The sequence below is a fragment of the Pseudomonas sp. FYR_2 genome, assembly GCF_043106425.1.
GTDB classification, from domain to species: domain Bacteria; phylum Pseudomonadota; class Gammaproteobacteria; order Pseudomonadales; family Pseudomonadaceae; genus Aquipseudomonas; species Aquipseudomonas monteilii.
Genome location: NZ_JBICMM010000041.1, coordinates 99,427 through 124,831, shown reverse-complemented (window position 1 = coordinate 124,831; position 25,405 = coordinate 99,427). Strand labels below are relative to the sequence as shown.

28 protein-coding genes and 1 pseudogene are annotated in these 25,405 nt (G+C 60.2%); 10 read left to right on the top strand and 19 right to left on the bottom strand.

Annotated elements, in window-relative coordinates:
* The first annotated feature begins 125 nt into the window (after window positions 1-125).
* Together ercA and ACF8R4_RS17445 are read left to right on the top strand one after the other, a co-directional pair.
* A complete protein-coding gene (gene ercA / locus ACF8R4_RS17450) occupies window positions 126-1,289 on the top strand; it encodes an alcohol dehydrogenase-like regulatory protein ErcA (protein ID WP_014591380.1) in 1,164 nt (387 codons plus the stop codon).
* A complete protein-coding gene (locus tag ACF8R4_RS17445) occupies window positions 1,273-2,937 on the top strand; it encodes a NahK/ErcS family hybrid sensor histidine kinase/response regulator (protein ID WP_060499175.1) in 1,665 nt (554 codons plus the stop codon). The genes ercA and ACF8R4_RS17445 overlap by 17 nt, the downstream gene beginning before the upstream one ends.
* Window positions 2,938-3,105: 168 nt before the next feature.
* Here ACF8R4_RS17445 and ACF8R4_RS17440 read toward each other — a convergent pair.
* Window positions 3,106-3,360: pseudogene (locus ACF8R4_RS17440) on the bottom strand (hypothetical protein); the annotation flags it as partial.
* On the opposite strand from ACF8R4_RS17440, the gene ACF8R4_RS17435 reads away from it, so the two are divergent.
* Window positions 3,352-3,474, top strand: a complete 123-nt coding sequence (locus ACF8R4_RS17435; RefSeq protein WP_263298266.1) for a hypothetical protein — start codon at window positions 3,352-3,354, stop codon at window positions 3,472-3,474. The pseudogene ACF8R4_RS17440 and the gene ACF8R4_RS17435 overlap by 9 nt on opposite strands.
* 224 nt (window positions 3,475-3,698) lie before the next feature.
* Here ACF8R4_RS17435 and dsdC read toward each other — a convergent pair whose 3' ends face one another.
* Genes dsdC through ACF8R4_RS17420 form a run of 3 tightly spaced genes read right to left on the bottom strand, consistent with a single transcriptional unit; the run spans window position 3,699 to window position 7,408 of the window.
* Window positions 3,699-4,646 (bottom strand): DNA-binding transcriptional regulator DsdC, encoded by a 948-nt coding sequence (dsdC, locus tag ACF8R4_RS17430; RefSeq protein WP_060499173.1) that lies wholly within the window; start codon window positions 4,644-4,646, stop codon window positions 3,699-3,701.
* A gap of 34 nt (window positions 4,647-4,680) precedes the next feature.
* Window positions 4,681-6,030 carry a D-serine ammonia-lyase gene (locus tag ACF8R4_RS17425; protein ID WP_392493011.1) on the bottom strand — a complete coding sequence of 450 codons (1,350 nt, stop codon included), beginning with the start codon at window positions 6,028-6,030 and terminating at the stop codon, window positions 4,681-4,683.
* 34 nt (window positions 6,031-6,064) lie between these two features.
* Window positions 6,065-7,408: a gluconate:H+ symporter gene (locus ACF8R4_RS17420; RefSeq protein WP_060499171.1), complete on the bottom strand. Its 1,344-nt coding sequence runs from the start codon at window positions 7,406-7,408 to the stop codon at window positions 6,065-6,067.
* A gap of 197 nt (window positions 7,409-7,605) precedes the next feature.
* Between ACF8R4_RS17420 and ACF8R4_RS17415 the strand changes: the two genes are divergently transcribed.
* Window positions 7,606-7,869, top strand: coding sequence for a DUF3077 domain-containing protein (locus ACF8R4_RS17415; RefSeq protein WP_164524462.1), 264 nt, complete (start codon window positions 7,606-7,608; stop codon window positions 7,867-7,869).
* Here the strand turns inward: ACF8R4_RS17415 and ACF8R4_RS17410 are convergent.
* From ACF8R4_RS17410 to ACF8R4_RS17375, 8 genes are all read right to left on the bottom strand, one after another.
* On the bottom strand, window positions 7,860-8,582 hold the full coding sequence (locus ACF8R4_RS17410) for a hypothetical protein (protein WP_060501652.1): 723 nt from the start codon (window positions 8,580-8,582) through the stop codon (window positions 7,860-7,862). The genes ACF8R4_RS17415 and ACF8R4_RS17410 overlap by 10 nt on opposite strands.
* 73 nt (window positions 8,583-8,655) lie before the next feature.
* The gene (locus ACF8R4_RS17405) at window positions 8,656-9,435 is read right to left on the bottom strand and encodes a transglutaminase family protein (RefSeq protein WP_060501654.1); all 780 of its coding nucleotides are present in this window, start codon (window positions 9,433-9,435) and stop codon (window positions 8,656-8,658) included.
* Window positions 9,432-10,382 (bottom strand): alpha-E domain-containing protein, encoded by a 951-nt coding sequence (locus ACF8R4_RS17400; RefSeq protein ID WP_060501655.1) that lies wholly within the window; start codon window positions 10,380-10,382, stop codon window positions 9,432-9,434. The genes ACF8R4_RS17405 and ACF8R4_RS17400 overlap by 4 nt, the downstream gene beginning before the upstream one ends.
* A gap of 3 nt (window positions 10,383-10,385) precedes the next feature.
* Window positions 10,386-11,795 (bottom strand): circularly permuted type 2 ATP-grasp protein, encoded by a 1,410-nt coding sequence (locus ACF8R4_RS17395; protein ID WP_060501657.1) that lies wholly within the window; start codon window positions 11,793-11,795, stop codon window positions 10,386-10,388.
* A gap of 372 nt (window positions 11,796-12,167) precedes the next feature.
* Entirely contained in the window at window positions 12,168-13,097 is a 930-nt protein-coding gene (locus ACF8R4_RS17390; RefSeq protein WP_060501660.1) for a LysR family transcriptional regulator, read from the bottom strand.
* A gap of 98 nt (window positions 13,098-13,195) precedes the next feature.
* Window positions 13,196-13,705, bottom strand: a complete 510-nt coding sequence (locus ACF8R4_RS17385; RefSeq protein ID WP_060501662.1) for a flavin reductase family protein — start codon at window positions 13,703-13,705, stop codon at window positions 13,196-13,198.
* A gap of 25 nt (window positions 13,706-13,730) precedes the next feature.
* A complete protein-coding gene (locus tag ACF8R4_RS17380; protein ID WP_060501664.1) occupies window positions 13,731-14,765 on the bottom strand; it encodes a methionine synthase in 1,035 nt (344 codons plus the stop codon).
* Between the two features lie 27 nt (window positions 14,766-14,792).
* Window positions 14,793-15,776, bottom strand: a complete 984-nt coding sequence (locus ACF8R4_RS17375) for a DUF1852 domain-containing protein (RefSeq protein ID WP_060501666.1) — start codon at window positions 15,774-15,776, stop codon at window positions 14,793-14,795.
* Window positions 15,777-16,267: 491 nt separating this feature from the next.
* Between ACF8R4_RS17375 and ACF8R4_RS17370 the strand changes: the two genes are divergently transcribed.
* The 5 genes from ACF8R4_RS17370 (at window position 16,268) to ACF8R4_RS17350 (ending at window position 19,119) form a co-directional block, all read left to right on the top strand.
* The gene (locus ACF8R4_RS17370) at window positions 16,268-16,408 is read left to right on the top strand and encodes a hypothetical protein (protein WP_177337144.1); all 141 of its coding nucleotides are present in this window, start codon (window positions 16,268-16,270) and stop codon (window positions 16,406-16,408) included.
* A 329-nt stretch (window positions 16,409-16,737) separates the two neighbouring features.
* A complete protein-coding gene (locus ACF8R4_RS17365) occupies window positions 16,738-17,028 on the top strand; it encodes a hypothetical protein (RefSeq protein ID WP_060501668.1) in 291 nt (96 codons plus the stop codon).
* Window positions 17,029-17,205: 177 nt separating this feature from the next.
* Complete coding sequence (locus tag ACF8R4_RS17360; RefSeq protein ID WP_156866747.1) at window positions 17,206-17,706, top strand: peroxiredoxin; 501 nt, start codon at window positions 17,206-17,208, stop codon at window positions 17,704-17,706.
* 383 nt (window positions 17,707-18,089) lie between these two features.
* The gene (locus ACF8R4_RS17355; protein ID WP_060500019.1) at window positions 18,090-18,665 is read left to right on the top strand and encodes an NAD(P)H-dependent oxidoreductase; all 576 of its coding nucleotides are present in this window, start codon (window positions 18,090-18,092) and stop codon (window positions 18,663-18,665) included.
* Window positions 18,666-18,738: 73 nt separating this feature from the next.
* Window positions 18,739-19,119, top strand: coding sequence for a MerR family transcriptional regulator (locus ACF8R4_RS17350; protein ID WP_060500020.1), 381 nt, complete (start codon window positions 18,739-18,741; stop codon window positions 19,117-19,119).
* 196 nt (window positions 19,120-19,315) lie between these two features.
* Here ACF8R4_RS17350 and ACF8R4_RS17345 read toward each other — a convergent pair whose 3' ends face one another.
* The 3 genes from ACF8R4_RS17345 to ACF8R4_RS17335 all read right to left on the bottom strand — a co-directional run bounded on the left by ACF8R4_RS17345 (window position 19,316) and on the right by ACF8R4_RS17335 (window position 21,008).
* Complete coding sequence (locus ACF8R4_RS17345) at window positions 19,316-19,675, bottom strand: cupin domain-containing protein (protein ID WP_060500021.1); 360 nt, start codon at window positions 19,673-19,675, stop codon at window positions 19,316-19,318.
* Window positions 19,672-20,280 carry a GNAT family N-acetyltransferase gene (locus ACF8R4_RS17340; protein WP_392493010.1) on the bottom strand — a complete coding sequence of 203 codons (609 nt, stop codon included), beginning with the start codon at window positions 20,278-20,280 and terminating at the stop codon, window positions 19,672-19,674. The genes ACF8R4_RS17345 and ACF8R4_RS17340 overlap by 4 nt, the downstream gene beginning before the upstream one ends.
* Before the next feature lie 314 nt (window positions 20,281-20,594).
* Window positions 20,595-21,008 carry a low molecular weight phosphatase family protein gene (locus tag ACF8R4_RS17335; protein ID WP_104834945.1) on the bottom strand — a complete coding sequence of 138 codons (414 nt, stop codon included), beginning with the start codon at window positions 21,006-21,008 and terminating at the stop codon, window positions 20,595-20,597.
* On the opposite strand from ACF8R4_RS17335, the gene ACF8R4_RS17330 reads away from it, so the two are divergent.
* Window positions 21,008-22,567: a mechanosensitive ion channel family protein gene (locus tag ACF8R4_RS17330; RefSeq protein WP_392493008.1), complete on the top strand. Its 1,560-nt coding sequence runs from the start codon at window positions 21,008-21,010 to the stop codon at window positions 22,565-22,567. The two genes, ACF8R4_RS17335 and ACF8R4_RS17330, sit on opposite strands and share 1 nt — an antisense overlap.
* A 36-nt stretch (window positions 22,568-22,603) precedes the next feature.
* Here ACF8R4_RS17330 and ACF8R4_RS17325 read toward each other — a convergent pair whose 3' ends face one another.
* The 4 genes from ACF8R4_RS17325 to ACF8R4_RS17310 form a co-directional block, all read right to left on the bottom strand.
* Window positions 22,604-23,221, bottom strand: a complete 618-nt coding sequence (locus ACF8R4_RS17325) for a LysE family translocator (RefSeq protein ID WP_060500026.1) — start codon at window positions 23,219-23,221, stop codon at window positions 22,604-22,606.
* Window positions 23,222-23,290: 69 nt separating this feature from the next.
* Window positions 23,291-23,923, bottom strand: coding sequence for a hypothetical protein (locus tag ACF8R4_RS17320; RefSeq protein WP_060500027.1), 633 nt, complete (start codon window positions 23,921-23,923; stop codon window positions 23,291-23,293).
* A gap of 125 nt (window positions 23,924-24,048) precedes the next feature.
* A complete protein-coding gene (locus ACF8R4_RS17315; RefSeq protein ID WP_060500028.1) occupies window positions 24,049-24,858 on the bottom strand; it encodes an AraC family transcriptional regulator in 810 nt (269 codons plus the stop codon).
* 75 nt (window positions 24,859-24,933) lie between these two features.
* Complete coding sequence (locus ACF8R4_RS17310) at window positions 24,934-25,401, bottom strand: DoxX family protein (protein ID WP_392493006.1); 468 nt, start codon at window positions 25,399-25,401, stop codon at window positions 24,934-24,936.
* Between the last annotated feature and the right edge of the window lie 4 nt (window positions 25,402-25,405).

Sequence of the window (25,405 nt, the reverse complement as noted above, 5' to 3'; positions counted from 1 at the left end):
CACGGTGGCCGGTTCCCCCTGATTCCCTGTGGTTGAGCCAGTGCCACGCTTTGGTCTGGTTGCTTTCGCTGCGGGATGCTTTACGCTGGCAGTTACCTTCCAGAACAATAAGAACAGGCTTCACGATGAGCCAGAGTTTCAGCCCGCTTCGCAAGTTTGTATCGCCTGAAATCATCTTCGGTGCCGGTTGCCGGCATAACGTTGCCAATTACGCCAAAACCTTCGGCGCCCGCAAGGTGCTGGTGGTCAGCGACCCCGGCGTGATTGCCGCCGGCTGGGTGGCGGATGTGGAAGCCAGCCTGCAGGCGCAGGGCATCGACTACTGCCTGTATACGGCTGTATCGCCCAACCCACGGGTGGAAGAGGTGATGCTCGGCGCCGAAATCTACCGGCAAAACCACTGCGACGTGATCGTCGCCGTGGGCGGCGGCAGCCCGATGGATTGCGGCAAGGCCATCGGCATCGTGGTTGCCCATGGGCGCAGCATCCTCGAATTCGAAGGCGTGGACATGATCCGCGTGCCCAGCCCGCCGCTGATCCTGATCCCCACCACCGCCGGCACCTCGGCGGACGTGTCGCAGTTCGTGATCATTTCCAACCAGCAGGAACGCATGAAGTTCTCCATCGTCAGCAAGGCGGTGGTGCCGGATGTGTCGCTGATCGACCCGCAAACCACCCTGAGCATGGACCCGTTCCTGTCGGCCTGTACTGGTATCGATGCGCTGGTGCATGCCATCGAGGCCTTCGTGTCCACCGGCCATGGCCCGCTGACCGACCCCCACGCGCTGGAAGCCATGCGCCTGATCAATGGCAACCTGGTGGAGATGATCGCCAACCCCACCGATATCGCCCTGCGCGAGAAGATCATGCTAGGCAGCATGCAGGCGGGGCTTGCGTTTTCCAACGCGATCCTGGGTGCAGTGCACGCGATGTCGCACAGCCTTGGCGGGTTTCTGGACCTGCCCCATGGCTTGTGCAACGCGGTGCTGGTGGAGCACGTGGTGGCGTTCAACTACAGCTCGGCGCCGGAGCGCTTCAAGGTGATTGCCGAGGTGTTCGGCATTGATTGCCGTGGCCTCAACCACCGGCAGATTTGCGGGCGCCTGGTGGAACACCTGATCGCCCTGAAGCACGCCATCGGCTTCCACGAAACCCTGGGCCTGCACGGCGTGCGCACGTCCGATATTCCGTTCCTGTCGCAGCATGCGATGGATGATCCGTGCATTCTCACCAACCCCCGCGCGTCGAGCCAGCGTGATGTCGAGGTGGTCTATGGCGAGGCCCTCTGACGAGCAGCAGCGGGCGCTGGCCGGGCTGCTGGGGCTCGGCGACCACTCGGCGCGCAAAAGCCATTATCCGGAGCTTTCTGCCCGCCTGGACGAACTGGAAGCCGAACGCAACCGCTATAAATGGCTGTTCGAAAACGCCGTGCACGGCATTTTCCAGGCCAGCCTGCAGGACGGCATGCGTGCCGCCAACCCGGCGTTGGCGCGCATGCTTGGCTACGACGACCCGCAAGCGGTGCTGTTTTCCCTGACTGACCTGGCCACTCACCTGTTTGACGGCGGCGCCGAAGAACTGCAGGCGATTACCGCGATCCTCGCCCGTGAGCGCAGCCTGCACGGCTACGAAACCCGCCTGCGCCGCAAGGATGGCAGCCACCTGGATGTGCTGATGAACCTGCTGCTAAAGCCAGGGCAGGAAGGGCTGGTGGAAGGTTTTGTCGCCGACATCACCGAACGCAAGCAGGCCCAGCAGCGTTTGCAACAGCTCAACGACGAACTGGAACAACGGGTTGCTGCGCGTACCGATGAATTGCTGGAGGCCCGGGATGCCGCAGAGGCCGCCAACCGCAGCAAGGACAAATACCTTGCCGCCGCCAGCCATGACTTGCTGCAACCGCTGAACGCCGCCCGCTTGCTGATCTCTACCTTGCGCGAACGGCCATTGCCAGAGGCCGAGCATGTGCTGGTGGAGCGCACCCACCAGGCCCTGGAAGGCGCCGAAGACCTGCTGACCGACCTGCTGGACATTTCCCGGCTCGACCAGGCAGCGGTCAAACCGGACGTGGCCGTGTACCGTCTCGACGAAGTCTTCGCGCCGCTGGTCTCGGAGTTTCGCACAGTGGCTGATGCGGCAGGCCTGACGCTGCACGCACGTATCGCTGACCATGCCATCAGCACCGACCTGCGGTTGCTGACGCGCATTCTGCGCAACTTCCTCAGCAATGCCTGCCGCTACACCGACGAAGGCCGGATACTGCTAGGTGCCAGGCGCCGTGGCGAGCATCTGCGGCTTGAGGTGTGGGACACTGGCCGGGGCATTGCTGCGGATCGGCTGGATGCCATTTTCCTCGAATTCAACCAATTGGACGTCGGCCGTGCTGCGGATCGCAAAGGGGTGGGGCTGGGGCTGGCTATCGTTGAACGGATTGCCAAGATTCTCGGTTACCGGATCGAGGTACGTTCATGGCCGGGGCGCGGCTCGATGTTCAGTATCGAGGTACCGATTGGCAAAGAAGTGCCGCTGGCCGTTCACCAGGCTGTGCCGCTGCCAAGTGCCGGCAACCCGCTGCCGGGCCGCCGCTTGCTGGTGCTGGACAACGAAGTGAGCATCCTCGAGAGCATGGGCGCGTTGCTGGAGCAGTGGGGCTGTGAAGTGGTCACTGCAACCGATCAGGAGGCAGCTTTGCTGGCGTTGCAGGGGCGGGCTCCGGAATTGATCCTGGCCGACTACCACCTCGACCATGGGGTGGTGGGCTGCCAGGTGGTCAAGCACTTGCGTGAGCATTTTGCGGTTGCGATACCAGCGGTGATCATTACCGCCGACCGCAGCGACCAGTGCCGTCGGGGCTTGCAGAAGTTGGGGGCGCCGCTGCTGAACAAGCCGGTTAAACCGGGGAAACTGCGCGCGGTATTGAGCCAGTTGTTGGGGTAATTCATCATCGCCCGTTAACGACCTACAGCGAACTAGAGCAATCAGGGCACACCGTTAACTTTGGATCCAGTTGTGAGTAAAATCTTGCTCTTCGGTCAGCATTGTAGAATGTTAGTCTACTCACTAACGTGACTTTAAATAACGCTGGTCGGTGGTGGTGTTCAGGCAGTGCTGGCCGGTCAGGGTCTGCAAGTCGATGATCGCCAGCACGAAGGGCAGCAGCGCCAGCACCGAGGCCCACAGCACTGCCAACGGCTCTGCCACCAGGGCAGCGATGACCGCACCGGAGATCATCTTGCGCAGGGCGATATGCGGTACGCCCAGGTTGCGCAGGAAGTTGGCTTCGCGCATCAGGGGTGGGGCCATGGTGTCGCCGGGGATGCCGAGCAATGCCGTGGGGACGGCGTGGGTCATGTGCTTGGCGCCAACCATGCGCTGGACCTGATCATTCGCCGCTTCGTGGTACCGGGCGATGCGGTGCTGGTGGAAAACCCGGGCTACTACCCGTCATCGACGAGTTGGCCGACTTGCAGATGATGTTGCACACCAGTTGTTCGGAACTGTGCGAACGCACGGCGGATGTGATCCTCAGCGAAGGGCATTACCTGCGGCACCCGATGCGCCTCCAGAACCGGGTGCGGGAGGCTACCGCCGGGGGCGATCTTCCGGACCAACCAGAAGGCCGTGACGCCTTGGACCCGGTTCAATGTGGCCTATTTGCAGGAACTGGTTTTTGCGCAGTGCATCCGTGGTTGAGCAAGTCAATGGCTTGAGTCGGGCGCTTGGGCGCATTCCACAAGCCAGTCGATCAATACCTGCAACCGTCTGGGCATCGGGTCATGAGGCGGGTAGACCAGGTAGTAGCCATAGCTGGGGGTCTCGACGAAACCACCCAACGGCAGGACCAGCTCACCGCGTGCAATGCGCTCTCTGACCAGTTGTTCCCGGCCGATGGCGATGCCGGCATGGTTCAGCGCTGCGAGTGTGCAAAGGTCGGAGCGATCGAATGTTAGAAACCGGTGTGGAGGGGTGATACCGGCGCCTGTGGTGCTGGCCCACAGCTGCCACTCTGCATCGAATGCAGCATTGTCCCAGGCTGCTACGTCATGCAAGGCGGTGCAGTGGTCCAGCCGGTGCAGGTCGCCGGTCAATGCATGGATTTCTGCGTAATGGGGGGAGCACACGGGGGCGATCCGCTCGTTCATCAAGTGGAGGGTCTTGAGCCCGGGGTGATGGCCATCCGAGTAACAGAGGACCAGGTCGATCTTGCGTGTGCGGTAGTCGATGCTCTCATTGCCCACCCTGATATCCAGCTGGATATCAGGGTAGCGGGAAGTGAACTGCGCAAGCCGCGGCACCAGCCAGCATTGTGCTACTGACGGGCGTACATACAATGTCAGTTGGCCGGCGATCTCGGCGTGAGCGCGTTCCTGCACGGCCTCGCTGAGCTCATCCATGGTCCGCTGCATGACCGCGAACAGGCGCTCGCCGTCTTCGGTGAGGCTGACCTTGCGCGGCATGCGATGGAACAGCTTGAGCGCCAGTTCATCTTCGAGGCGATTGATGCGATGGCTTACCGCGCTGGCCGTCAGGCACAGCTCATCCGCGGCCCGAGAAAAGCTCAAGTGCCGTGCGGCCACCAGAAAAACATGCAGGCTGCCCAGGTGCGAGCCATTGAGTTTCACGGCGGCGGCGCCGGTTTTTTTCATCTATCAATCCTTTCGCACAATGTACTGACTGCGGTTACACGTTTGCCTGCAAACTGTACCCCTTCGCCAGGTAGGCGTTGAACTCATCGTCCGGTACCATGCTGCCACCCGTGCCCCAGACGAGGTGAGTGGCCTGCTGAAGCTGAGCGGGGGTGAAGCCCTGGCGCGCCAGGTACTCACCTGCTTGCAGTACCCTTACCATACCGGGTACGCCGGCCAGGGCAGAGGGTTCCAGTTTGACCTTGTCCTGCTCATAGGCGATGACCATCAAGCGGTACAGCGCTTCGTCGGTCACCGTGTAGTAACCATCGATCAGCCGCTGCATGGCCTTGCCGACAAATCCGGACGGGCGACCGACCGCTAGGCCGTCGGCGGCGGTGATGTTGTCGATGCCGAAGTCTTGCACACTGGTTTCATCGTGCAGGCCGGTATAGACACCCAGCAGCATGCAGGGGGAGTGGGTGGGCTCGGCAAAGATACAGTGCACCGCATCGCCGAACACCAGCTTCAGCCCGAATGCGACACCACCGGGGCCGCCCCCGACGCCGCACGGCAGGTACACGAACAGCGGATGATCTGCGTTCACCTGGATGCCGGCCTGGTCGAATTGGCGTGCCAAGCGCTCGGCGGCAACGGCATAGCCGAGGAACAGCTGCGGGGAGTTTTCGTCGTCGACAAAGTAACAGCTGGAGTCAGAAGCCGCCTGCTGGCGCCCTTGCTCGACCGCCACGCTGTAGTCGGAGGCATGCTCTACCACCGTTACGCCGTTGGCACGCAGCTTGTCCTTCTTCCATTGCCTTGCGTCAGACGACATGTGCACGCTTACCTGGAAGCCCAGCTTGGCGCTCATGATGCCAATCGACAGCCCGAGGTTGCCGGTTGAACCTACGGCGATCTTGTACTGGCTGAAGAATGCGCGGGCCTGGTCGCTGGCCAGTTTGCTGTAGTCATCCGTTGGCGTGATCAAGCCGGCCGCCAAGGCCAGGTCTTCGGCGTGCTTGAGCACTTCATGAATACCGCCCCGGGCTTTGATCGAGCCGGAAATAGGCAAGTCACTGTCCGCCTTGAGCCACAGGCTGCCCACGTTTTGCAGTGATCCTTCCTCGATTAGAAGTTTGCGAAGCTGCGCCAGCGGCGTGATGTGCGATTCGATGACACCACCGGTAGCGGCTGTCTCGGGGAACACGGTGGCGAGGTAAGGTGCAAATCGCTGCAACCGTACGCTTGTCGCTAGCACGTCAGCAGCCGTCAGGCCTACGTCGTGCAGGGCCTCGGCAGTTCCGGCGATACCAGGGTTGAACCAGCTGGTCTCTTTCAGGGCAACCAGGTCGGCGATGATCGGGTGGCTTTGTTGCCAGGCTTCAAGGGTTTTTCCGTGAATCATGATTTCACCTGTTGCACAGTATGTGCAGAGTAGATCAGACAATCTTCGAAAGGAGCAGGGTCAGGCACAAGGCAACTACCGAGGCCAGTACTGTAGCGGCCGTGAACTTCTTCAGTGCGTCGCTCAGGGAAAGGCCCAGGTATTCCTTCACCACCCAGAACGCCGAGTCGGTGATGTGGGTCCAGCCGATGGCCCCGGCGCCGATAGCGATCACCAGGATTTCCCGGTTGTATTCCGGATGCTGGCCAAGCATCGGCATGACCATGCCGGCCGCGCTGATCATTGCAACGGTGGCCGAGCCGACGGCAAAGTGCATGATCCCGGCAATCAACCAGGCAAGGATGATCGGATTGAGTTGCGTATGGTTGAGCACATCGGCCAGTGCCTTGCCGATACCGCTGCCCACGAGCATGTCATTGAAGGCGCCACCGGCACCGATGATCAGCAGAATGCCGGCCAGGGGAGGGAAGCAGCGCTGGGTCAGGCTCAGCAGGCCAGCCATGTGCAGGCCGCGACGCAAGCCAAGCGCCCAGTAGGCGAACACCACCGACAGCGTCAGGGCAATCAATGGGCTGCCGAAAAACGCCACCCACTCATACAGCGCAGACCCCTTGTCCAGAACAGTGACTGCCAGAGTTTTGCCAACCATCAACAGAAGCGGCAGCAGTACGGTGGCGAGTGTGATGCCGAAGGCGGGCATTGGCTGTTCTTCTGCTTGAGTCACCGTGCGTGCAGACAGGAAGGCCTGTTGGGATTCGCTGGCTTCACGTCGGCAGGTGAAACGCACCCACAGCGGGCCCGCGACGATGGCGGTCGGGAGGCCAACGATCAGCCCGTACAGGATGACAGTGCCGATATCCGCATTGAGCATGCCGGTGATGGCCGTGGCAGCGGGGTGTGGTGGAAGAATGCAGTGCACCACCATCAGCGAGGTGGCCAGTGGCACACCGAGGTACAGCATGCTGATGCGGGTTTGACGTGCGACCACGTAGATCAGCGGAATCAACAGGACGAAGCCAACCTCGAAGAACACCGGGATGCCGGCGATGAAGCCAACGAGCATCATTGCCCAGGAGGCATTGCGTTCACCCAGCGTGTTCAAAAGCGTGGTGGCGATGCGTTTGGCACCTCCAGACTCTTCCAGCAATTTGCCGAGGATACTGCCCAGGCCGATGATACCGGCGAGAAAGCCCAGCGTGCCGCCCATGCCTTTCTCGAATGCGGCCACAATTGCCGTGGGCGCCATGCCGGTGCCGACACCTACCACCAGGCTTGCGGCCATCAACGCGAGAAAAGGGTGGACTTTGAATTTGCTGATCATGGCTACGATCAGGAGTATTGCAGTGCCCAGGACGAATAATGAGAACGTTGGAGTCATCGTGTAGTTATCTCTATCGCTGATCGCTTCCGTGCGAGCTTCTTGTTGGTTTGCACCCATTAGATTTCAGCGATTTGATCGACTCAAACGATGGCTCCTCACAGCATGGATGAATGCATGTCATGCATGCTGATACACAGCTGCCACCTTTCCGTTTGACAGCGGGTTGGCGGTGGCCCTCCCGAGAACACAGTGCGATGTACACACAGAAAAACAAATTCACCGTCGGCAAAACCACCTTCTACCAAGGTGAAAACCAGACCCACCCCCTGTTCCGTATCGAGGCCGGCATTCCTTGCCAGAGCGCTCGCGAGCAGGCTTCAGAGTTGATGGGCTACGCACGGGACATGACCCTGGATGGCTTGATGGAAGACAAACCGCAGCTGATTTGGGCCTCGCATTACCTGTGTGCCTTGGCCAAGGCACTAGAGGGTACGAATGGTTTGCTCAATCAGCTATAAGGCGGCGCAGGCAGCTCAGCCAACAACCGCTTCAACCCATCGCTCCATTGCCTACGAATCTGCTGGTAATACGCATCCTCACCGGTAATGCGTTTGCGTGTCATGCATTCCAGGCTGCCTTCGCGGTACACCAGCAAGTCCAGCGGCATGCCCACCGACAGGTTGCTGCGGATGGTGGAGTCGAACGAAATCAGGCCGCAACGCAACGCCTCATCGAGTGGCGTCTGGTATTGCAGGTTGCGGTCGAGAATAGGCCGCCCGTATTTGCTTTCGCCCAGTTGCAGGAACGGGGTGTCTGGCGTGGCCTGGAAGAAATTGCCCTGCGCGTAGACGTTGTAGATGGCCATGGGTGCGCCGGCTATCTGGCCACCGACAATGAATGAACTGCTCAGGTCGATGTCGCCCGTAAGTTTGCTGCGGTCACGGTTGACCACTTCGCGCAGGGTGTCGGCGACCAGCACCGTTGCATCGTAGAGCGTGCCAACGTTCAGCAGGTGAGGGCCGCTGCCCTGGCTGCGTTGCTGCAGCAGGTTCACCACCGACTGCGAGGTTGCCAGGTTGCCGGCGGTCTGCAGCACGATCAGCCGCTCGCCCGGCACGCTGAACACGAACAACTTGGCAAAGGTGGAGATCTGGTCGATGCCGGCGTTGGTGCGTGAATCGCTGATGAAGACAAGCCCGTCCTCAAGGTGCATGGCGACACAGTAAGTCATGCGGTTTCCCTGGTATTGGATATGGAGCGGTCTTGCCGCATCTGCGCGGCAAGACCGGCCTGCTGCAAACGTGTCACTGGCGGTGCACGTGAACGCTGGCCTGCATCGATTCGATACCGCCGCCGCGGCGTACGCCCCGGACCGGGCAGGCATCGAGGTAGTCCAGGCCAACCGCCAGCTTCAGGTGACGGTCTGGCCGCGTCAGGCGGTTGGTGATGTCGAAGCTGTACCAGGCGTCGTCGATCCAGGCTTCTGCCCAGGCGTGGCTGGCCAGGTGCTGCTCGTCCTCGGTGCACAGGTAGCCCGAAACGTAGCGTGCCGGCACCCCCAGGCTGCGGGCGCAGGCCAGGAAGGCGTGGGTGTGGTCCTGGCACACCCCGGCGCCGCCGTTGAATGCTTCGATCGCGGTGGTACCCACCGAAGTGGCCCCCGGGCGGTAGGGCATGTGCTCGGCCAAGCCTTGCATCAGCCCCGTCAATGCCGCCCGGTCTCGGTGCTCGCCACATTGTCGGGTGGCGAAGGCCTTGAGCGTGTCATCGGCCTGGGTCAGGCGGCTGACACGCAGGAATGGCAGGGGAGACTGGCTTTCGGCCTCCTGCTCGCAGTCCGGGTCGATCTCTACTTGCCCGCTGGCAGTCAGCGCCAGGTGGCCGTGGGGTTTGTCCAGGGTCAGCACATGCAGGATGTTGCCGTACGGGTCGATCTGGCTTTTGACCTTGCAGGGCAGGCCCAGTTGCCATTCATTGATGCGTTGGCGTGCGCTGCTGCGCGGCGTCAGGCGCAGAAACTGGATGCTGTTGCTGACGTCGCTGGCATAGCTGTAGGTGGTGTCGTGGCGAATGGACAGTTTCATACAACCTCCAGGTAGGAGTGATGGACCGCCTGGCCCAGTTGGTTGATGCGGCCGATAAAATCGCTGAGCCAAGGGTGCAGGCCCGCTTCGAGGACTTCATCGATGGCGGTGTAGCGCAGGCGCGCGTTGAGTTCGGCCGCCATGCGCTGTGCGGCGCGCCCGGTACTGCCCGGCAGGCCGGCCAGGATCAGGTCCAGTTCCTCGATGCAGGCATGCAGCGAGCGTGGAACGTCCACCCGCAACAGCAGCAGCTCGGACACCGGCCGCGCGCTGGGGGCGGCGCGATAGATCTCGTTGAAGGCTTCATACGAGGTCAGCGCACGCAGCAAGGCGCTCCACTGGTAATAACCACGGGCGGAATCGTCGCTGACCTCTTCGGAGGTTTCGCCGAACATTTCATAGCGCGCATCGAGCAGGCGCAGGGTGTTGTCCGCGCGTTCCAGGAAGGTGCCCAGGCGGATGAAACTGTAGGCATCGTTGCGCATGATGGTGCCGGAGGTGGCGCCACGGAACAGGTGCGAGCGTTCCTTGACCCAGTCGCAGAACTGGCTGATGCCATAGCGGCCAAGGCCATTGCTGGCGATATTGCGCATCTCGATCCAGGTGGCGTTGATGTTTTCCCACATGTCGGCGGTGATGCGGCCACGCACTGCATGGGCATTGGTGCGGGCGGCCTGCAGGCAGCAATAGATGCTGCTGGGGTTGGTCGCGTCGAGGGCGAAGAAGTGCAGCATGCGCTCGGTGTCGAGCTCGGTGTGCCGGCGGATGTAGTCGTCCAGCGTGCCGGATGCCAGCAGCGACATCGCCAGCTCGGCATGGCCATCGCTGCGCCCGGCCTGGGGCATCAACGACAGCGAATAGCTGACCTCAAGCATGCGCGCGAGGTTTTCTGCACGCTCCAGGTAGCGCGACATCCAGTACAGGTCGGAAGCGGTTCGCGAAAGCATGGTTCAGTCCTCCACCACCCAGGTGTCCTTGGTACCGCCGCCTTGCGACGAGTTGACCACCAGAGAGCCTTCCTTCAGCGCCACGCGGGTCAGGCCGCCGGGCACCAGGCGGGTTTCACTGCCCGAAAGCACGAACGGGCGCAGGTCGATGTGGCGTGGTGCGATGCCGCTGTCGACAAAGGTCGGGCAGGTGGACAGGCACAAGGTGGGTTGCGCGATATAGGCGTGCGGGCGGGCTTTGATGCGCGCGCGGAAGTCTTCGATCTGGGCACTGGTCGATGCCGGCCCAACCAGCATGCCGTAGCCGCCGGAGCCCTGGGTTTCCTTGACCACCAGTTCAGGCAGGTGGGCCAGGACGTGGGACAGATCCGCAGGCTTGCGGCACTGCCAGGTGGGCACGTTGTTCAGGATCGGCTCTTCGCCCAGGTAGTAGCGGATCATGTCGTCGACATAGGGGTAGATCGACTTGTCGTCGGCTACGCCGGTGCCGACGGCGTTGGCCAGTACCACATTGCCGGCGCGGTACACCGAGATCAGCCCTGGTACACCGAGCATCGAGTCCGGGTTGAACGACAGCGGGTCGAGGTAGTCGTCGTCCAGGCGGCGGTAGATCACATCAACCTGCTGTGGGCCGGCGGTGGTGCGCATGTAGACATGCTCGTCACGCACGAACAGGTCGGCGCCTTCGACCAGCTCGATGCCCATTTCACGGGCCAGGAACGCATGCTCGAAATAGGCGCTGTTGAAACGGCCGGGGGTGAGCAGCACGGCCGTGGGGTTGTCCAGCGGGCTGGCGCTCTTGAGCGTGTCCAGCAGCAGGTTGGGGTAGTGGTCGATGGGGGCGATACGTTGGGCGGCAAACAGTTCGGGGAACAGGCGCATCATCATCTTGCGGTCTTCGAGCATGTAGCTGACGCCGCTGGGGGTGCGCAGGTTGTCTTCCAGCACGAAGTAGCTGCCATCGCCATCGCGCACCAGGTCGACACCGGCGATGTGGGCATACAGCCCGCGGTGCAGGTCCAGGCCCTGCATGGCGATCTGGTAGCCCTCGTTGGCCAGTACCTGCTCGGGCGGGATGATACCGGCCTTGAGGATGCGCTGGTCGTGGTAGATGTCCTGCAGGAACAGGTTAAGCGCCTGCACACGCTGGATACAGCCGCGCTCGACCGTGCGCCATTCGCTGGCGCGGATGCTGCGCGGGATGATATCGAAGGGGATCAGGCGCTCAGTGTCCTGGCTGTCGCCGTACAAGGTGAAGGTGATGCCGGCACGGTGGAACAACAGGTCCGCCTCACGTCGGCGCTGCTCCAGCAGCTCCAGCGGGGTGTTCGCCAGCCAGCGGGCGAACTCCTGATAATGCGGGCGGCAACTGCCGTTCGCTTCGTACATTTCATTGAAAAAAGCCCGGGACATACCCACTCCTTGCCGCCGTTGCCGGCAGCTTCATTGCGGTTCATCTGCGTTTTTCGGGGTGCTGCCTTGCTGGGGTCGGTGGGTGCCGTGTCTCGCGTGAGCCTCGGTTGCGATGGATTGCCTGTGCGGTGAGCACAACAAGCATTGCAATGAAGGTGCCGAAAACGCTGTGCAGCGGGGATGTTGAGGGGGAAACGCCGCGAAACACGGGATTTGGGCGGGTAATCCGTGGCAGTACGGGACGGTGTTTGCTGTAGCTACGAGTGAGCAACGCCGGGCCGACAGCCAGGCGTGCATCAAAAAAGGGCGCTTTGAACCCCGTTATCGATTTTGACCCGAATTGGGGCGTGGACTGCCAAGGACGCGCAGCTGTCAGAGTACGGGCCCTGACGCCACGCTGACACCCGCCAGCGTGGTGAAGGAGATGTCCTTGGCGGTGAGCAGAAAATCGCTCACGTATGGCACTTCCAGCATGTCACTGCGCAGTGCGGCGTAGAGCCTGGCCTGCAAGCCCTGTTCGCCAAGGCGCTTGGCAGTTACATAGCCACGCGAGCTGTACTCATGCACTGCCCAGTTGGGCAGGCAGCAGACACCGCGCCCGGACGCTACCAGCTGCATCATCATCACGGTCAGTTCCGAGGTGCGTACCTGTGCCGGCTCGACGTCGGCCGGGTCGAGAAAGCGGCTGAAGATATCCAGGCGAGCGCGTTCGATCGGGTAGGTGATCAGCGTCTGGTGGGCGATATCGGAAGGTTCCAGGTAAGGCTTGTCGCGCAGGGCGTGGTGGTTGTCGATGGCCAGCAGTGCCTCATAACCGAACAACGGCACGTAGGTGATGCCCGGCAGTGTTACCGGGTCGGAAGTGACTACCAGGTCCAGGTCGCCGCGCTCCAGGGCTGGCAGTGGTGCGAAGGAAAAACCGGAGGCGAGGTCCAGTTCCACCTCTGGCCAGGCGCTGCGAAACTCATCCACTGAAGGCATCAGCCACTGGTAGCAACTGTGGCATTCGATGGCGATGTGCAGCCGCCCGGCCGAGCCCCCGGCCAGCTTGCCAAGGTCCCGTTCGGTACTGCGAATTTGCGGCAACACCTGGTCGGCCAGCTGCAACAGTTTCAGCCCCGCACTGGTGAAGCGCACCGGCCTGGATTTGCGCACGAACAGCGGCATGCCGATACGCTCCTCCATGTCGCGGAACTGGTGCGACAGGGCTGATTGGGTCAGGTGCAGGCGCTCGGCGGCCTCGTGCAGGCTGTCGGTTTCACGCAGCGCGTGGAGGGTTCGCAGGTGGCGTAAATCGATCATGGGTAAATTACGGACCAACTCGATGAACGTGGGTTCTCCTCACGCTCGAGCGGCCCTGGCAATCCCTTTCAGTAGGTTTCCGTTGGTGGGGCAGAGGCTCAAGCCGCGTTGTGCGCGGCGATGTTGCGGTATTGCCCCTTGAAATACAGCAGTGGCTGCGCATCAGCCGATGCCTGCTGGCTCAGTGCTTTAACTTCACCAATCACGATCAGGTGATCCCCGGCGGCGTGTTCGGCGTGAATTTCGCAATCAAGCCAGTGGATGCTGCCAGCAATGATCGGGTTACCCAGGGGCGATATCTGCCATTGCACGCCCTGCCATTTATCGGTGCCGCGCTGCGCAAAGCGGTTGGAAATGCCGACCTGTTCACCTGACAGGATGTTGACCATGAAGCGGCCAGCCTGGCGAATCTTCGGATAGCTGGCCGAACGAGATATCACGCTGAATGACACCAGCGCAGGGCTCATCGACACGCTGTAGAACGACTGGCAGGTGAAGCCGACCGGCTCACCGTCAATGTACGATGTGATCACCGTGATGCCGGATGCGAAGTGCCCAAGCGCCTGGCGAAAAATCGACGGCTCGATAGCCTTACCGGAAAGCAACATAGTAGGTCCTGTGGCTGCGTTTGCTTCAGCGTGCGTTGACGAGTTCCTGACGGACGATTGCCGCGCCTGCACTCAACGCCTTGAGCTTGCCGCTGGCTACCTGACGAGGCAGGGGTGCCATACCGCAATTGGTGCACGGGTAGAGTTTGTCGGCATCGACGAACTGCAGTGCCTTGCGCAGGGTGTCGGCAACCTGCTCCGGTGTTTCAATGACATGGCTGGCCACATCAATGGCGCCGACCATGACTTTCTTGCCGCGAATCAGCTCGATCAGGTCCATTGGAACATGCGAGTTATGACATTCCAGCGAGATGATATCGATGCCGGACTGTTGCAGTTTGGGGAAGGCTTGCTCATATTGCCGCCACTCCGAGCCCAGGGTCTTTTTCCAGTCAGTATTGGCTTTGATGCCATAGCCATAGCAGATGTGGACGGCTGTTTCGCACTTGAGGCCTTCAATGGCCCTTTCCAGCGTGGCCACGCCCCAGTCATTCACTTCGTCGAAGAAGACATTGAATGCCGGTTCGTCGAACTGAATGATGTCAACACCGGCCGCTTCCAGCTCCCTGGCTTCCTGATTGAGAATCTTGGCGAATTCCCAGGCCAATTTCTCGCGGCTTTTATAGTGGCTGTCATACAAGGTATCGATCATGGTCATGGGGCCAGGCAGCGCCCACTTTATCGGCTGCGTGGTCTGTTGGCGCAAGAACTTGGCATCTTCGACAAACACGGGTTTCTGTCGGGCGACAGCACCCACCACGGTTGGCACGCTCGCGTCGTAACGATCGCGGATTCTAACGGTCTCGCGTCGCTCGAAATCAACACCACTCAGGTGCTCGATAAAGGTGGTGACGAAGTGCTGACGTGTTTGTTCACCATCACTGACAATGTCGATGCCGGCGTGTTGTTGTTCTTGCAAGGCCAGGCGCAGGGCATCCTGTTTGCCTTCGATAAGTTGCGCGTCCTGCAACTTCCACGGCGACCAGAGTGTTTCAGGTTGGGCAAGCCAGGACGGTTTAGGCAGGCTGCCGGCAGTGGACGTGGGGAGTAGCGTGTTCATGAGCGATGACCTTGTACTTTGAATGATTCAACGGGCGTATTGAGCGGACCATTGCTCAAGGGTGGCCTGATAGGGTTTGACAAAGTGCGCCTCGGCAAATTTGCCCTGTTCGATCGCCAGTCGGCTGCGCTCATCCCGATCGTAGACAATGCGCGTGAGCGAGTAGTCCTGATGCTTCAGGCTGGGCTGGTAGGCCTTGCCGGCTGCAGAGTTGGCATTGTAGATTTCGGGGCGGTAAATCTTCTGGAAGGTATCCATGGTGCTGATGGTGCTGATCAGCTCAAGGTTGGTGTAATCCGCGAGCAAGTCACCGGCAAAATAGAATGCCAACGGGGCAACACTGTCCGGTGGCATGAAATAGCGAACCTTCAAACCCATTTTCTTGAAGTATTCGTCCGTCAGCGAGTATTCATCCTGCTGGTATTCAGCGCCCAGTACAGGGTGCTGGTTTTCGGTGCGGTAGTAGGTTTTGCTGCTCGACACACTCAGGCAGATAACCGGCGGTTTGTTGAAATGCTGCTGGTACGTTTGCGAATTTACGAAGCACTTGAACAGGTTGCCGTGCAGCGCGCCAAAGTGCTCGGGCGTGCTGAAGGTTGACCGATGCTTGTTGTGCTCCAGCAGCAGTACACTGAAGTCGTAGTCGCGAACGTACGAGGAAAAGTTATTGCCTACCATGCCCTCGATGCGGGTATTGGTTGTGCGGTCGACAATATGGGTTTTCAGCATTTCTATCAACGGCAGGGTATTGCCGTGCTGTTCGGCTTCCAGGTTCATTTCCACCGAAATGATTTCCAGCTCGACGTGGTAGCGGTCATTGTCGGGGTTATCCCAATGCGCCAGGGCGTTGAAACGGTTGTCAATCATCGTCAAGGTGTTGCGCAGGTTTTCCTGGCGGTTCGCCCCCCGCGCCAAATTGGCGAAGTTGGTGGTGATGCGGGTGTTTTCGGCAGGGTGATAATGTTCGTCGAAGGCAATGCGCTTGACGCTAAACGTAGGTGCTGTATTCATGGTGAGCGGTGTCCTGATGCTTGAGGTCGAGCCTTCCAGTGCTGTCCAGTTGCACCTTCCGGGGCCTTCGCTCAACAAACTTTATGCTGATGCTTGATCAGGACGTAGTTTAAGCAGGGCGTCTACATGAAAGGTATTGAAGATAATTCACAGGTTTTTTAGCGTTGCTCATGATGTGTGCCATGGCCAGTACCAGGCGTGTGCCTGATGGACGCGCCGAGCGAGCCCTTGGATGACAGCCTGTACTGTAGATGAGCGCTCCTCGGGCCATGCCTGGTTCTCAAGCGCGCAGAAGGTATTTTGGGACTTGGCACGAAAATCTCATGTCAATCGAAAGCCATACTAATCTTTTGAATTTGCCACCACCCTTCATGGAAGAAGAATAAAAGGGGACTTACATGAGTTGTCTGATCTGCGCAGGGCAGGCTGAAACTGTCGAATGCGCCCACGGATGGGAAGCGCGGTGTTGTTCTCGATGTGGATGTTACCGAATGTCCCAAACGCTCATCCTGGCCATGATGGAGGAGGGGCAGATTTTCGATACTGCGCGAATGCGCGAATGGCTGAGGGCTCGGCGCGTTCAGGACGCTGTGCCTTCGATCGACCATCATCAGGCGATACTGGCCCGCTGAACAGGCGATGCGCCACATTCAGGGTGATATCATAATAATATTATTCGGCGCGTTGCGCAGACAAAGTTGCATCAGGACATCGCCCGGTTTAAAGAGTTCCTTGCGACAGGGAATAATTCTGCCTGTGCCTGTCGGGCCAGAGAATCGATTGAACAAGGGTTCTTTACCATGGTTAAATTGCGCCAGCTCAAACGCCTGGCAGCGCCTGAGCTTCGTGAGATACATGGACGGCTCGCAGTGAATCGTTAGACAAGCCTCGTGTTATTTCAACAGCGCAAAGGTTGCTGTGGCGTAAATTCACACACTTACTAAAGGGAATTAGGCATACCATGCTGTTTTCGAACGAGCGGGAAATCATTGGCAGCTACAAGATGCTGCCGACCAAAGACGCGGACGCCATTTACTCGCAGAAAAGCATGCTCCTCAAGGCTGCCAAGTTCCTCAAACTGGTGGGCTGGTTTTGCATCATCCTCGGGTTGCCCATGCTGTTCATGCTTGTACCCGGCATCATCATGATTGGGCTCGGTGTTTTCTTATTGGTACGTGCCAACAAGAATATCAAGGTGATCGAGCAGGCAACCGAAGCGTATTGCGCTGAAATCGGTGTGGCGCCGGTCTGACGGGGTTGGGCCGCTAGCGTCATCAACACCCAAGCCGTAGTCTCCTGTTCGCGCAAGAGGCTGCGGCTTTTGCATTTCAGCTGCCAGGGATATCAAACCCGCACGGCAACCACGGACATTTCGACCAGACTGCGGCATCATGGCTTGCTCAATCATCACCTGATGCAGGAGACAACGATGATCAAAACTGGCGATCAACTGCCCGACGTTACCCTTTACGAATACAACAACGACGCTGGCATCTGCGCGATCGGCCCGAATGCCTTTTCTGTTCGCGAGCGCTGCAAGCAGAAAAAAGTGGTTATTTTCGGCTTGCCTGGCGCGTTCACGCCCACGTGCTCCGAACGCCACGTTCCGGGTTACGTAGCGCAGGCACAAGCATTGTTTGCGGCTGGCGTTGACGAAATTTTCTGCGTTTCGGTAAACGATGCCTTTGTCATGAATGCCTGGGGCAACAGCCTGCAGGTGGGCGATGCCGTGAAGATGATCGGCGATGGCAATGGCGACTTCAGCGATGCACTGGGCTTGATCCAGGACCTGTCGGCCCGCGGGCTGGGGCGCCGTTCGCTGCGTTATGCCATGGTGGTCGACGACCTGATCGTCCAGCACGTTGCGGTGGAAGCGCCTGGCAAGTTCGAGGTCAGCGACGCGGCGAGCGTGTTGGCTGCACTGCGCTAGGTTTACCCGCCCCCAAATTTGACACCCTCGATGAAGCATCTGATGATGCCCCTATGACGACTTACAGCCGCGTGAACATGATGCGTCCCATGAGGACTGCCTTGGGCGGGCCATAGGACGTTGCGCGTGTGAATCCTGACGTAACCCTAAGCCCCGCCATCGATGGTCGGGGCTTTTTCATGCTCCGGTCATGATCAGCCATGACAAGGAGTTATCAGGTGGAGGCTGAAGGAATCTACACCTCGCCTTCGGGGCTTGAGCTGGCATGCACACCCATGCACAAGCGATTGACTGGATGCTCATGGCAGCGATAAAGCCTGAGCAGTTGACTCTCCCGTTAGGGGCAGACTTTACCCTGCACGCTTCATGTTCAGGATGAAGTGATGATGAGCAAACGAGTACTCGTGGTGCTGGGGCACCCGTCAGGCGAGAGTTTCTGCGCAGCGCTGACCGAGAGTTATGTCGAGGCGGCTAGAAGTGCCGGCCATGATGTAAGGGTGTTACGGCTTGATGCGTTGAGCTTCGACCCGGTGCTGCGCAGCGGCTACCGGCAAGCGCAGCCACTGGAACCCGACCTGCTCAGGGCTCAGGCCGACATCACCTGGGCCGAGCACTTAGCCTTTATCTACCCCATTTGGTGGGGCGGTATCCCTGCATTGATGAAAGGCTTTTTCGACCGCGTGTTCTTGCCCGGTTTCGCGTTCCGGTATAGGACAGGCAAGGCTTTCCCCGAGCAACTGCTCAAGGGGCGCACGGCGCATCTGCTGGTGACGATGGATACACCGCCGTGGTACTACCGCTGGGTGTATCGCATGCCTGGCCTTCACCAAGTGCGCAAGACCACGTTGCAGTTTTGCGGTATCAGGCCGCTGCGTACCCTGATGTTCGGGCCGCTGCTCGGCTCCAGCGCGCGGCGGCGCGCAGCCTGGCTCCAACAGGCACGAAAGCTCGCCGGCTGACCTGCGCCAATGAGGTTCCCGAACCGCTGGCGTCATGCAATGATGCGCCGCCCTCCTTATGAAAAGGACGTTCATGTACATTGGCAAAGCCGCCCAACTGTCGGGCACCACCGTCAAAACCATCCGCCACTATGAAGCGATTGGCCTGCTGCCGCCGCCCGAGCGCCAGGGGCAGTACCGCGTCTACAACCAGCAGAGTGTCGAACTGCTGACATTCATCAAATGCGCGCAGCAGTTGGGTTTCAAACTGAAGGAACTGCAGGGGATTCTGCCGAGGCATCAGGGTGCTGATTTGCCGTGGGAGTTGGCGGGCAGGGCCATTGCCGACAAGAAACGCGAAGTGCTGGGGCAAATCACTGGGCTCCAACAGATATACGCAGGGCTCCAGGCGTTTGAAGCACGCCTTGAAGATGCCAAGTATCAGTGCGGGCTTGACCCACGAGTAAGGGCGTAGCCCGTGCCAGGCAACTCTATTTCCTGGTCTGGCGGCATCAGCGTGAAAGGTGCGGCTCACACGTGACCGCTCTCAACCCAAGCAAACACTGAGAGGTAGAGGGCTGTTGTGGCCTGCCGAAATACATTCGAGCGCCGCCAGCAGGCAAGCATGCAAACTGTCCTTATGCTGCGCTCGATGAAACATGACCCCGTGCCTAGTTCGCGGGCAAGAGGATCACGAAGTTCTTTTTCATGTCTTCCAGCACGGTCCATTTGCCCTTGGCGCCCGGTTCGATAATGAACGTGTCGCCAGCGGCCAGTGTGACGGGGGCGCAACCCTCGAGTTCGATGACGCAGCGTCCACTCAGCACATGGCAGAACTCCCAAACCTTGTAGTCGATGCGCCACGCTCCGGTGCTGGCTTCCCATTCTCCGGAAATGCGACCTTGCTGTTCATCGTGATAATACTTTGAAGTCAGCGTATGCGGGGTGCCTTCCACAACCTCTTCAAAAAAGGGAAGGTCGCGCACCGGTTGAATGTCCAGTTCGCGGAACACGGTCAGTTTCTTGTTCATGGTTTTTTCTCGAGCACGTTGTGGTTAGGGCGATACATCAAATAGGCTTCACCGGTTACGCCCAGCATCGGGTGCGGAACGATCTGGCAGGTTTTAACAATTTGAAAACCGTGACGTTCATAGAAGCGGCGTGCACCGTGGTTTTCTGCATAATCGATCAGGCATAGCCCATCCAGACCAGCGACCTCCGCGCGCTGCTGGGCGTGGTGAAGAAACTGGACGCCCAGCCCCTGGCTGCGCCAGGCCTCATCCAGGGCCAGGCTGGATATGTACAAGGTGTCGGGTATTTCCATGTCGGAATACGGCGCCAGGACCGGGTCTGTCTCGACCGGCCTGTCAGGGGTCTCGCGCAAGGCATAGCTGTGCATCATGCCGATGACGCGCCCTTCGTAAGTGGCCATCAGGCAGTTCTTGTACGAAAAGTCGCCCTGTTCCCTGGCATAGCGAGACGCACCGACACTCAGCAACGCTTCGCCAGGTGCGGCAAGTTTGCTCCAGATGTAATCGGCCATGCCTTCCGATGTCAGTTGAAAGAAGCGCGCAATATCCTGCGCGTCCGAGGCTTGAGCGGGTCTGAAGTCGATAGGCACGTACGGTGCTCCCATGGGATCGGGTGGTTAGTTTTCAAGGATTACGCCTTAGACAGGGGGCAGGGTAGGCGGGTTGAGCGGTTTGCATCATGCTCTGGGCGAACACCGTCAGTACCGCGTGCGACGCAGCACCATGCTCAAAGGCACATGGCCGTCTAATGACTCAGGCTTGGGAACGCGATCGTGCAGTTGCCGGAGGTGGTGAGAAGAGAAGCGGGCGACGCGTACTTCCATGGCGGTATGGCCGGATTCAGAGCGGGGGCGCTTCCGTATCGAGAACCTGAAGCAACGCGTCACTCGGTATCAGGGAATGCGCCTCGCACGCCTGCTCAACGCGTGCCGATGCGATCCAGCGCGTGCTGAAGTTGATCACGGTCGAGGTTGTCGAAAGGCAGTGCAAAGAAGGCTTCGCAGCGTGACGCGATGTGCGCCAACGTGGCTTGGAACGCCGCGTCTACCACCGCTTCGTCACCCCGTACTTCGGACGGGTCTGCAAGCCCCCAATGCGCTTTCAGCGCGGGGCCGAAATACACCGGGCAGGCTTCGCCGGCAGCGTTGTCGCAGACGGTAATGACGATGTCCGGCGGGTTGCTTTCAAAGGCGTCGTTGCCCTTGCTGCTCAGGGCCTCGGTCGAAATACCGGCTTGCTGCAAGGTGCTCAGGCTGCGGGGCAGTACCTGCCCCCTGGGAAAGCTGCCGGAACTGACGGCCTCGAAGCCAGCCGGTGCCAGATGGTTGAACAGTGCTTCGGAAAGCTACTGATGGTGTGCCGGATGAACCCGCAGAGTTGCGTATCGCCAACCGCAGCATTTTCACCTTTCACGCCACGCTGCTGGGCGAAACCCCCGCTGCACGCGCGCAGCGGGCCTCATCGGTTATCGACGAGGCCTTGCGTGGTACCGACGAGCTGAAGGTCAGTGTCGACCCGATCGTCAATAGCCACCTGGTGCTGCTGGGCGGGCGCAGGGCGTTCATTGTCGCGCCCCAGGACCTGGGCGTAGAGGGCGGCGATACCCGTGAAGCGGCCGAGCAGGCAGCCGCTACGTTGCGCCAGGTAGTGGATGAGACCGGCGAAGCACGCAGCCTGCGCTTCCTGCTCAAGGCGCTAGGGTTTTCTGCCGTCGCCACACTGGTGTTCGTGGTGCTGATCAAGGGTGCCAACCTGGGCCGGCGCAAACTGCGCGGGCGCCTGCCGCAATTGATGCGTGAACGTGCCCGGCAGATCAAGGTGGGCCAGCTGCCGCTGTTCGACATGCAGTACGTGTACTTTCTGATCGACCGTTTGCTGCGTCTGATGTACTGGGCAATCGTGCTGCTGCTCAGCTACCAGTGGCTGAGCTTTGTGCTATCGCAGTTTCCTTATACACGGCCGTGGGGTGAAAGCCTCAACGTGCACCTGCTCGATCTGCTGCGTTATCTGCTCGATGGCATTCTGCACGCCATCCCTGGCATCGCCGTGGCCGTCATGATTTTCTTCATCGCCCGGGGCATCAGTGGCTTCAGCCGGCGCATGCTGGAGCGCATGGCCCGCCCCGGTACGCTGAAATGGCTGACCGAGGAAACCCTGCAGCCCACCACGCGGCTGACGTCACTGGCGATCTGGCTGTTTGCCCTGGTGATGGCATACCCGTACCTGCCAGGCTCTGGCACCGATGCCTTCAAGGGCCTGTCGGTACTGCTCGGTTTGATGATTTCGCTGGGGGCTCCCAGCGTGGTCGGGCAGGCAGCGGCGGGGCTGATCCTGACGTATTCACGTACGCTGAAGGCGGGTGAATACGTGCGCGTGGGCGACAACGAAGGCACGGTGACTGAGGTCGGCATGTTCAACACCACCATCCGCACCGGCCTGGGCGAAGTGCTGACGTTGCCCAACTCGATGATTACCGGGTCGGTGACGCGCAACTATTCGCGGGTGGTGCAGGGGCCAGGTTACATCGTCGATACGGTTGTCACCATCCGCTACGACACGCCGTGGCGCCAGGTGGAAGCCATGCTGGTAGAAGCCGCTCACCGCACCGATGGCATACTGGAAAACCCCACGCCGCAGGTATTCCAGACCGGCCTTTCAGACTTCTACCCCGAGTACCGCCTGGTGGCCCAGGCAGTACCCCGCGCGCCAAGGCCGCGTGCGGAGTTGCTGAGCCTGTTGCATGCCAACATCCAGGACGTGTTCAACGAGTATGGGGTGCAGATCATGTCGCCGCATTACCTGGGTGATCCGGCGCAGGACAAATGGGTACCGCGCGAGAAATGGTTCGCGGCGCCTGCACGAGCCCCATCGGCAAAGCCTGACCGGCAGTAGCTTTACAGGACGATGGGCGTGGGGCGCCAGTGACCTTTATCGGGCAAGCGCCAGGTGCGCGCCAAGCCCGACCAGCGCCGCCCCCATCGCCGCATCGATCGGCCGTCGCATGCCCGCGTAGATCAGGCGAACCCGTTGGGTCGAAAACATCAGGGCCAGCGTTGAAAACCACAGGAACGAAACCAGCGTCACCACCACGACAGCGCTGCCAAGTACCCAGACGGGAGCATGCTGAGGCAGTACGGTAATGAAAAAGCTGCCGAAGAACACAGCGGCCTTGGGGTTGGTCATCGACACCAGAAAGCCGACCCGAGGCGCTGGGGTAGTGGTATTGCTGGAGGTGGCGATCGCCAGCTCCTGATAGGGGCGGCGAGCACCGAGCAGCATCTTGGCGCCCAGGTAGAGCAGGTAGCACACCCCGACCACGCGGATGGCGTCGTACAGCCAGGCCAGTTTGGTGAGCAGCACGCCCAGGCCAATGACCGCCATCACGGCCCAGACGCAGATGCCCAAGGCGGTGCCCAGGGCAACTCCCAGGCCGCGATTGCGGCTGATCAGCGCGTTGGAGGTGACGGCGATGAAGTCCGGCCCCGGGCTTATGCAGCCCAGCAGCATGACCGCAGCAATGGTCAAGAGTTGAGGTATGTAGTCCACGCGGTGGCCTCCTGTAAAGTCGATTGCATGTACACAGCCTGCGGCCTGGAAGCCGGGCAGTGCGGCCGATCAGTTGCCTATGTCGTAATGGACAGACAGCTGGCCCTTCTTTTCTTTGATCTTGAGCACTTTGACCGGGCCGATCTCGCCAGCGGATACAACATGCGTACCCCCGCAACCGTGCATGGGCAGCGTACCGAAAGACACCGTTCTCAGGCCGTTCTGGTCAAGCAGGTGGCGAGGTACGTCATCGTTGATCAGTTGATTGACGGCGTGCTCCAGCTGCTCAGCCGTCAGCGCCTCGGATTGCGGCTGGCGCTCTAACACCACACGGCACTCACCCGGCCAGTGGTGCCCCTTGACCGGCTGCCAGCCCAACAGCTGACCTACGCCAGAGATCAGGTGGCCAGCGGAGTGCAGACGGGCGTGCAAGCTGCGAACGTCAGGTGAGACAGCGATTTCGGCAGGGCCAAGTGGAACCGGGTGCTCAAGGACATGGATGACCTGGTTTTCATTCTGGCTTACGCCCTTGACCGGTATGCCAGCGATGACACCCTGATCGGCCAGTTGCCCACCGCCTTGTGGGTGGAACAGCGTTTCCTCCAGCACCACCTGGAACTTGCCGTCATCCGTTGGCGTGCAGCTCAGCACGTCTGTGCGCAGGGTGAGTTCATCGCTTGTGTAATACGCGCGCAGTGTCATCAATGGCTCCTTGACCGTTTCTATCAGTACGGGGCGGGGACAATGCGGTGTCCGGCCCGGTGCCCAAGGTTAAGAAGCCTGTGCGAGACGCGCTTGTATAAAATTGAGTGATCTGGACGGGGGCGTCAGTACAGCGAGGGTGCCACGCCAAACGCCTGCTTGAAGGCCCGGTTGAAATGGCTTTGATCGTAAAAGCCGACTTCCTGAGCAACCTTGGTCAGCTCCCACTGTGTGTGGCTGAGCAGTTCGCAGGCGCGCTCCAGGCGCAGGCGAACCAGCCACGCATGGGGCGTCATGCCCACGGTCTGCTTGAACATTTTGAGGAACTGGAAGCGCTCAAGGCCACACAACGCAGCCAGTTCCAGCAAGGTGATCTTGTCTGCCAGGTGAGCGTTGCAGTGCTCTGTCACCCTGCGCCATTGCAGCGGTGAGAGGGTGCCTTTGAGGAACTGCTGCTTGACCATGCGGGTTTCGCTGAACAAGCGGCCCAGCAATGTCAGCCATTGCGACTCGACGAACAAGGGCGACGCGGGCATGCCCTGTGCCAGCGTGCTGTGCAAGTGCGCCAGTTCCATGGACAGCCCAGGGTCTTGCAACAGCGCGCCGCCAAGCGCAGAAAACCGGTCGTGCCCGGTCAGCTCCTCGGTGACATCCTTGAGCAGGGCGGCCGAAACGCGAAAGGTCTTGAGGGTGTAGGACGCGGTATCGGCACTGACACCGTCATGGATTTCGCAGGGCGGCATCAATTGAATGGTGCCGGGGGTAAGCAGCACGGATTCGCCGTTCAGCCCTTGGCGCTGCACACCCTCGGTAATCAGGCCTACGTGGTAGTCGAGGTGATAATGGCGATCAAAGCGAAAGCTGGAAAACCGCCCCTCGCTCAGCACCAGGCCGGGGATTTCGCTATTGCGCTTGTAGTCAACATGGTCTGCCACCAGCCCCTCCCGAACTGCCTTCGTCTGCCAAGCCATCGCAAAACCGAGGCGCGAGCCTGATTTTACAACGGCGGGTCATCTCACGCCCAGCAGCCGATCAAGCGACAACGCACCGGCTCCCCGCCCGATCAACAACAGCAGCAAGCCGGCCCAGGACAAGTGCGTTGGCCAGGCTTCGGGGTAGACAAACACTTCGATCACCGTGGTCATGCCCAGCAAGGCGAAGGCCGAAAGGCGCGTATACAGGCCCAGTACCAGCAACAGCGTGAACAGGTGCTCTGCATAGGCGGCCAGGTGGGCCGCCAGCCAGGGGGACACCAGCGGCAGTGCATATTCGCTCTGGAACAGGTCATAGGTGCTGGGCGTGATGGTCAGCAAGCCTTCGACCTTGGTACGGCCGGACAGAAAGAAGATCGAGGCAATGGCAAGGCGTGCCACCAGGCATAACAGTGTGTCGCTCAACAGCAGGTGCAGCCGTTCGGCGAGGTGGTTCCAGCGTTGGCGCAGACCGTGGCCAGTGCGCGAAGTATGGGTGATGTCCATGGTG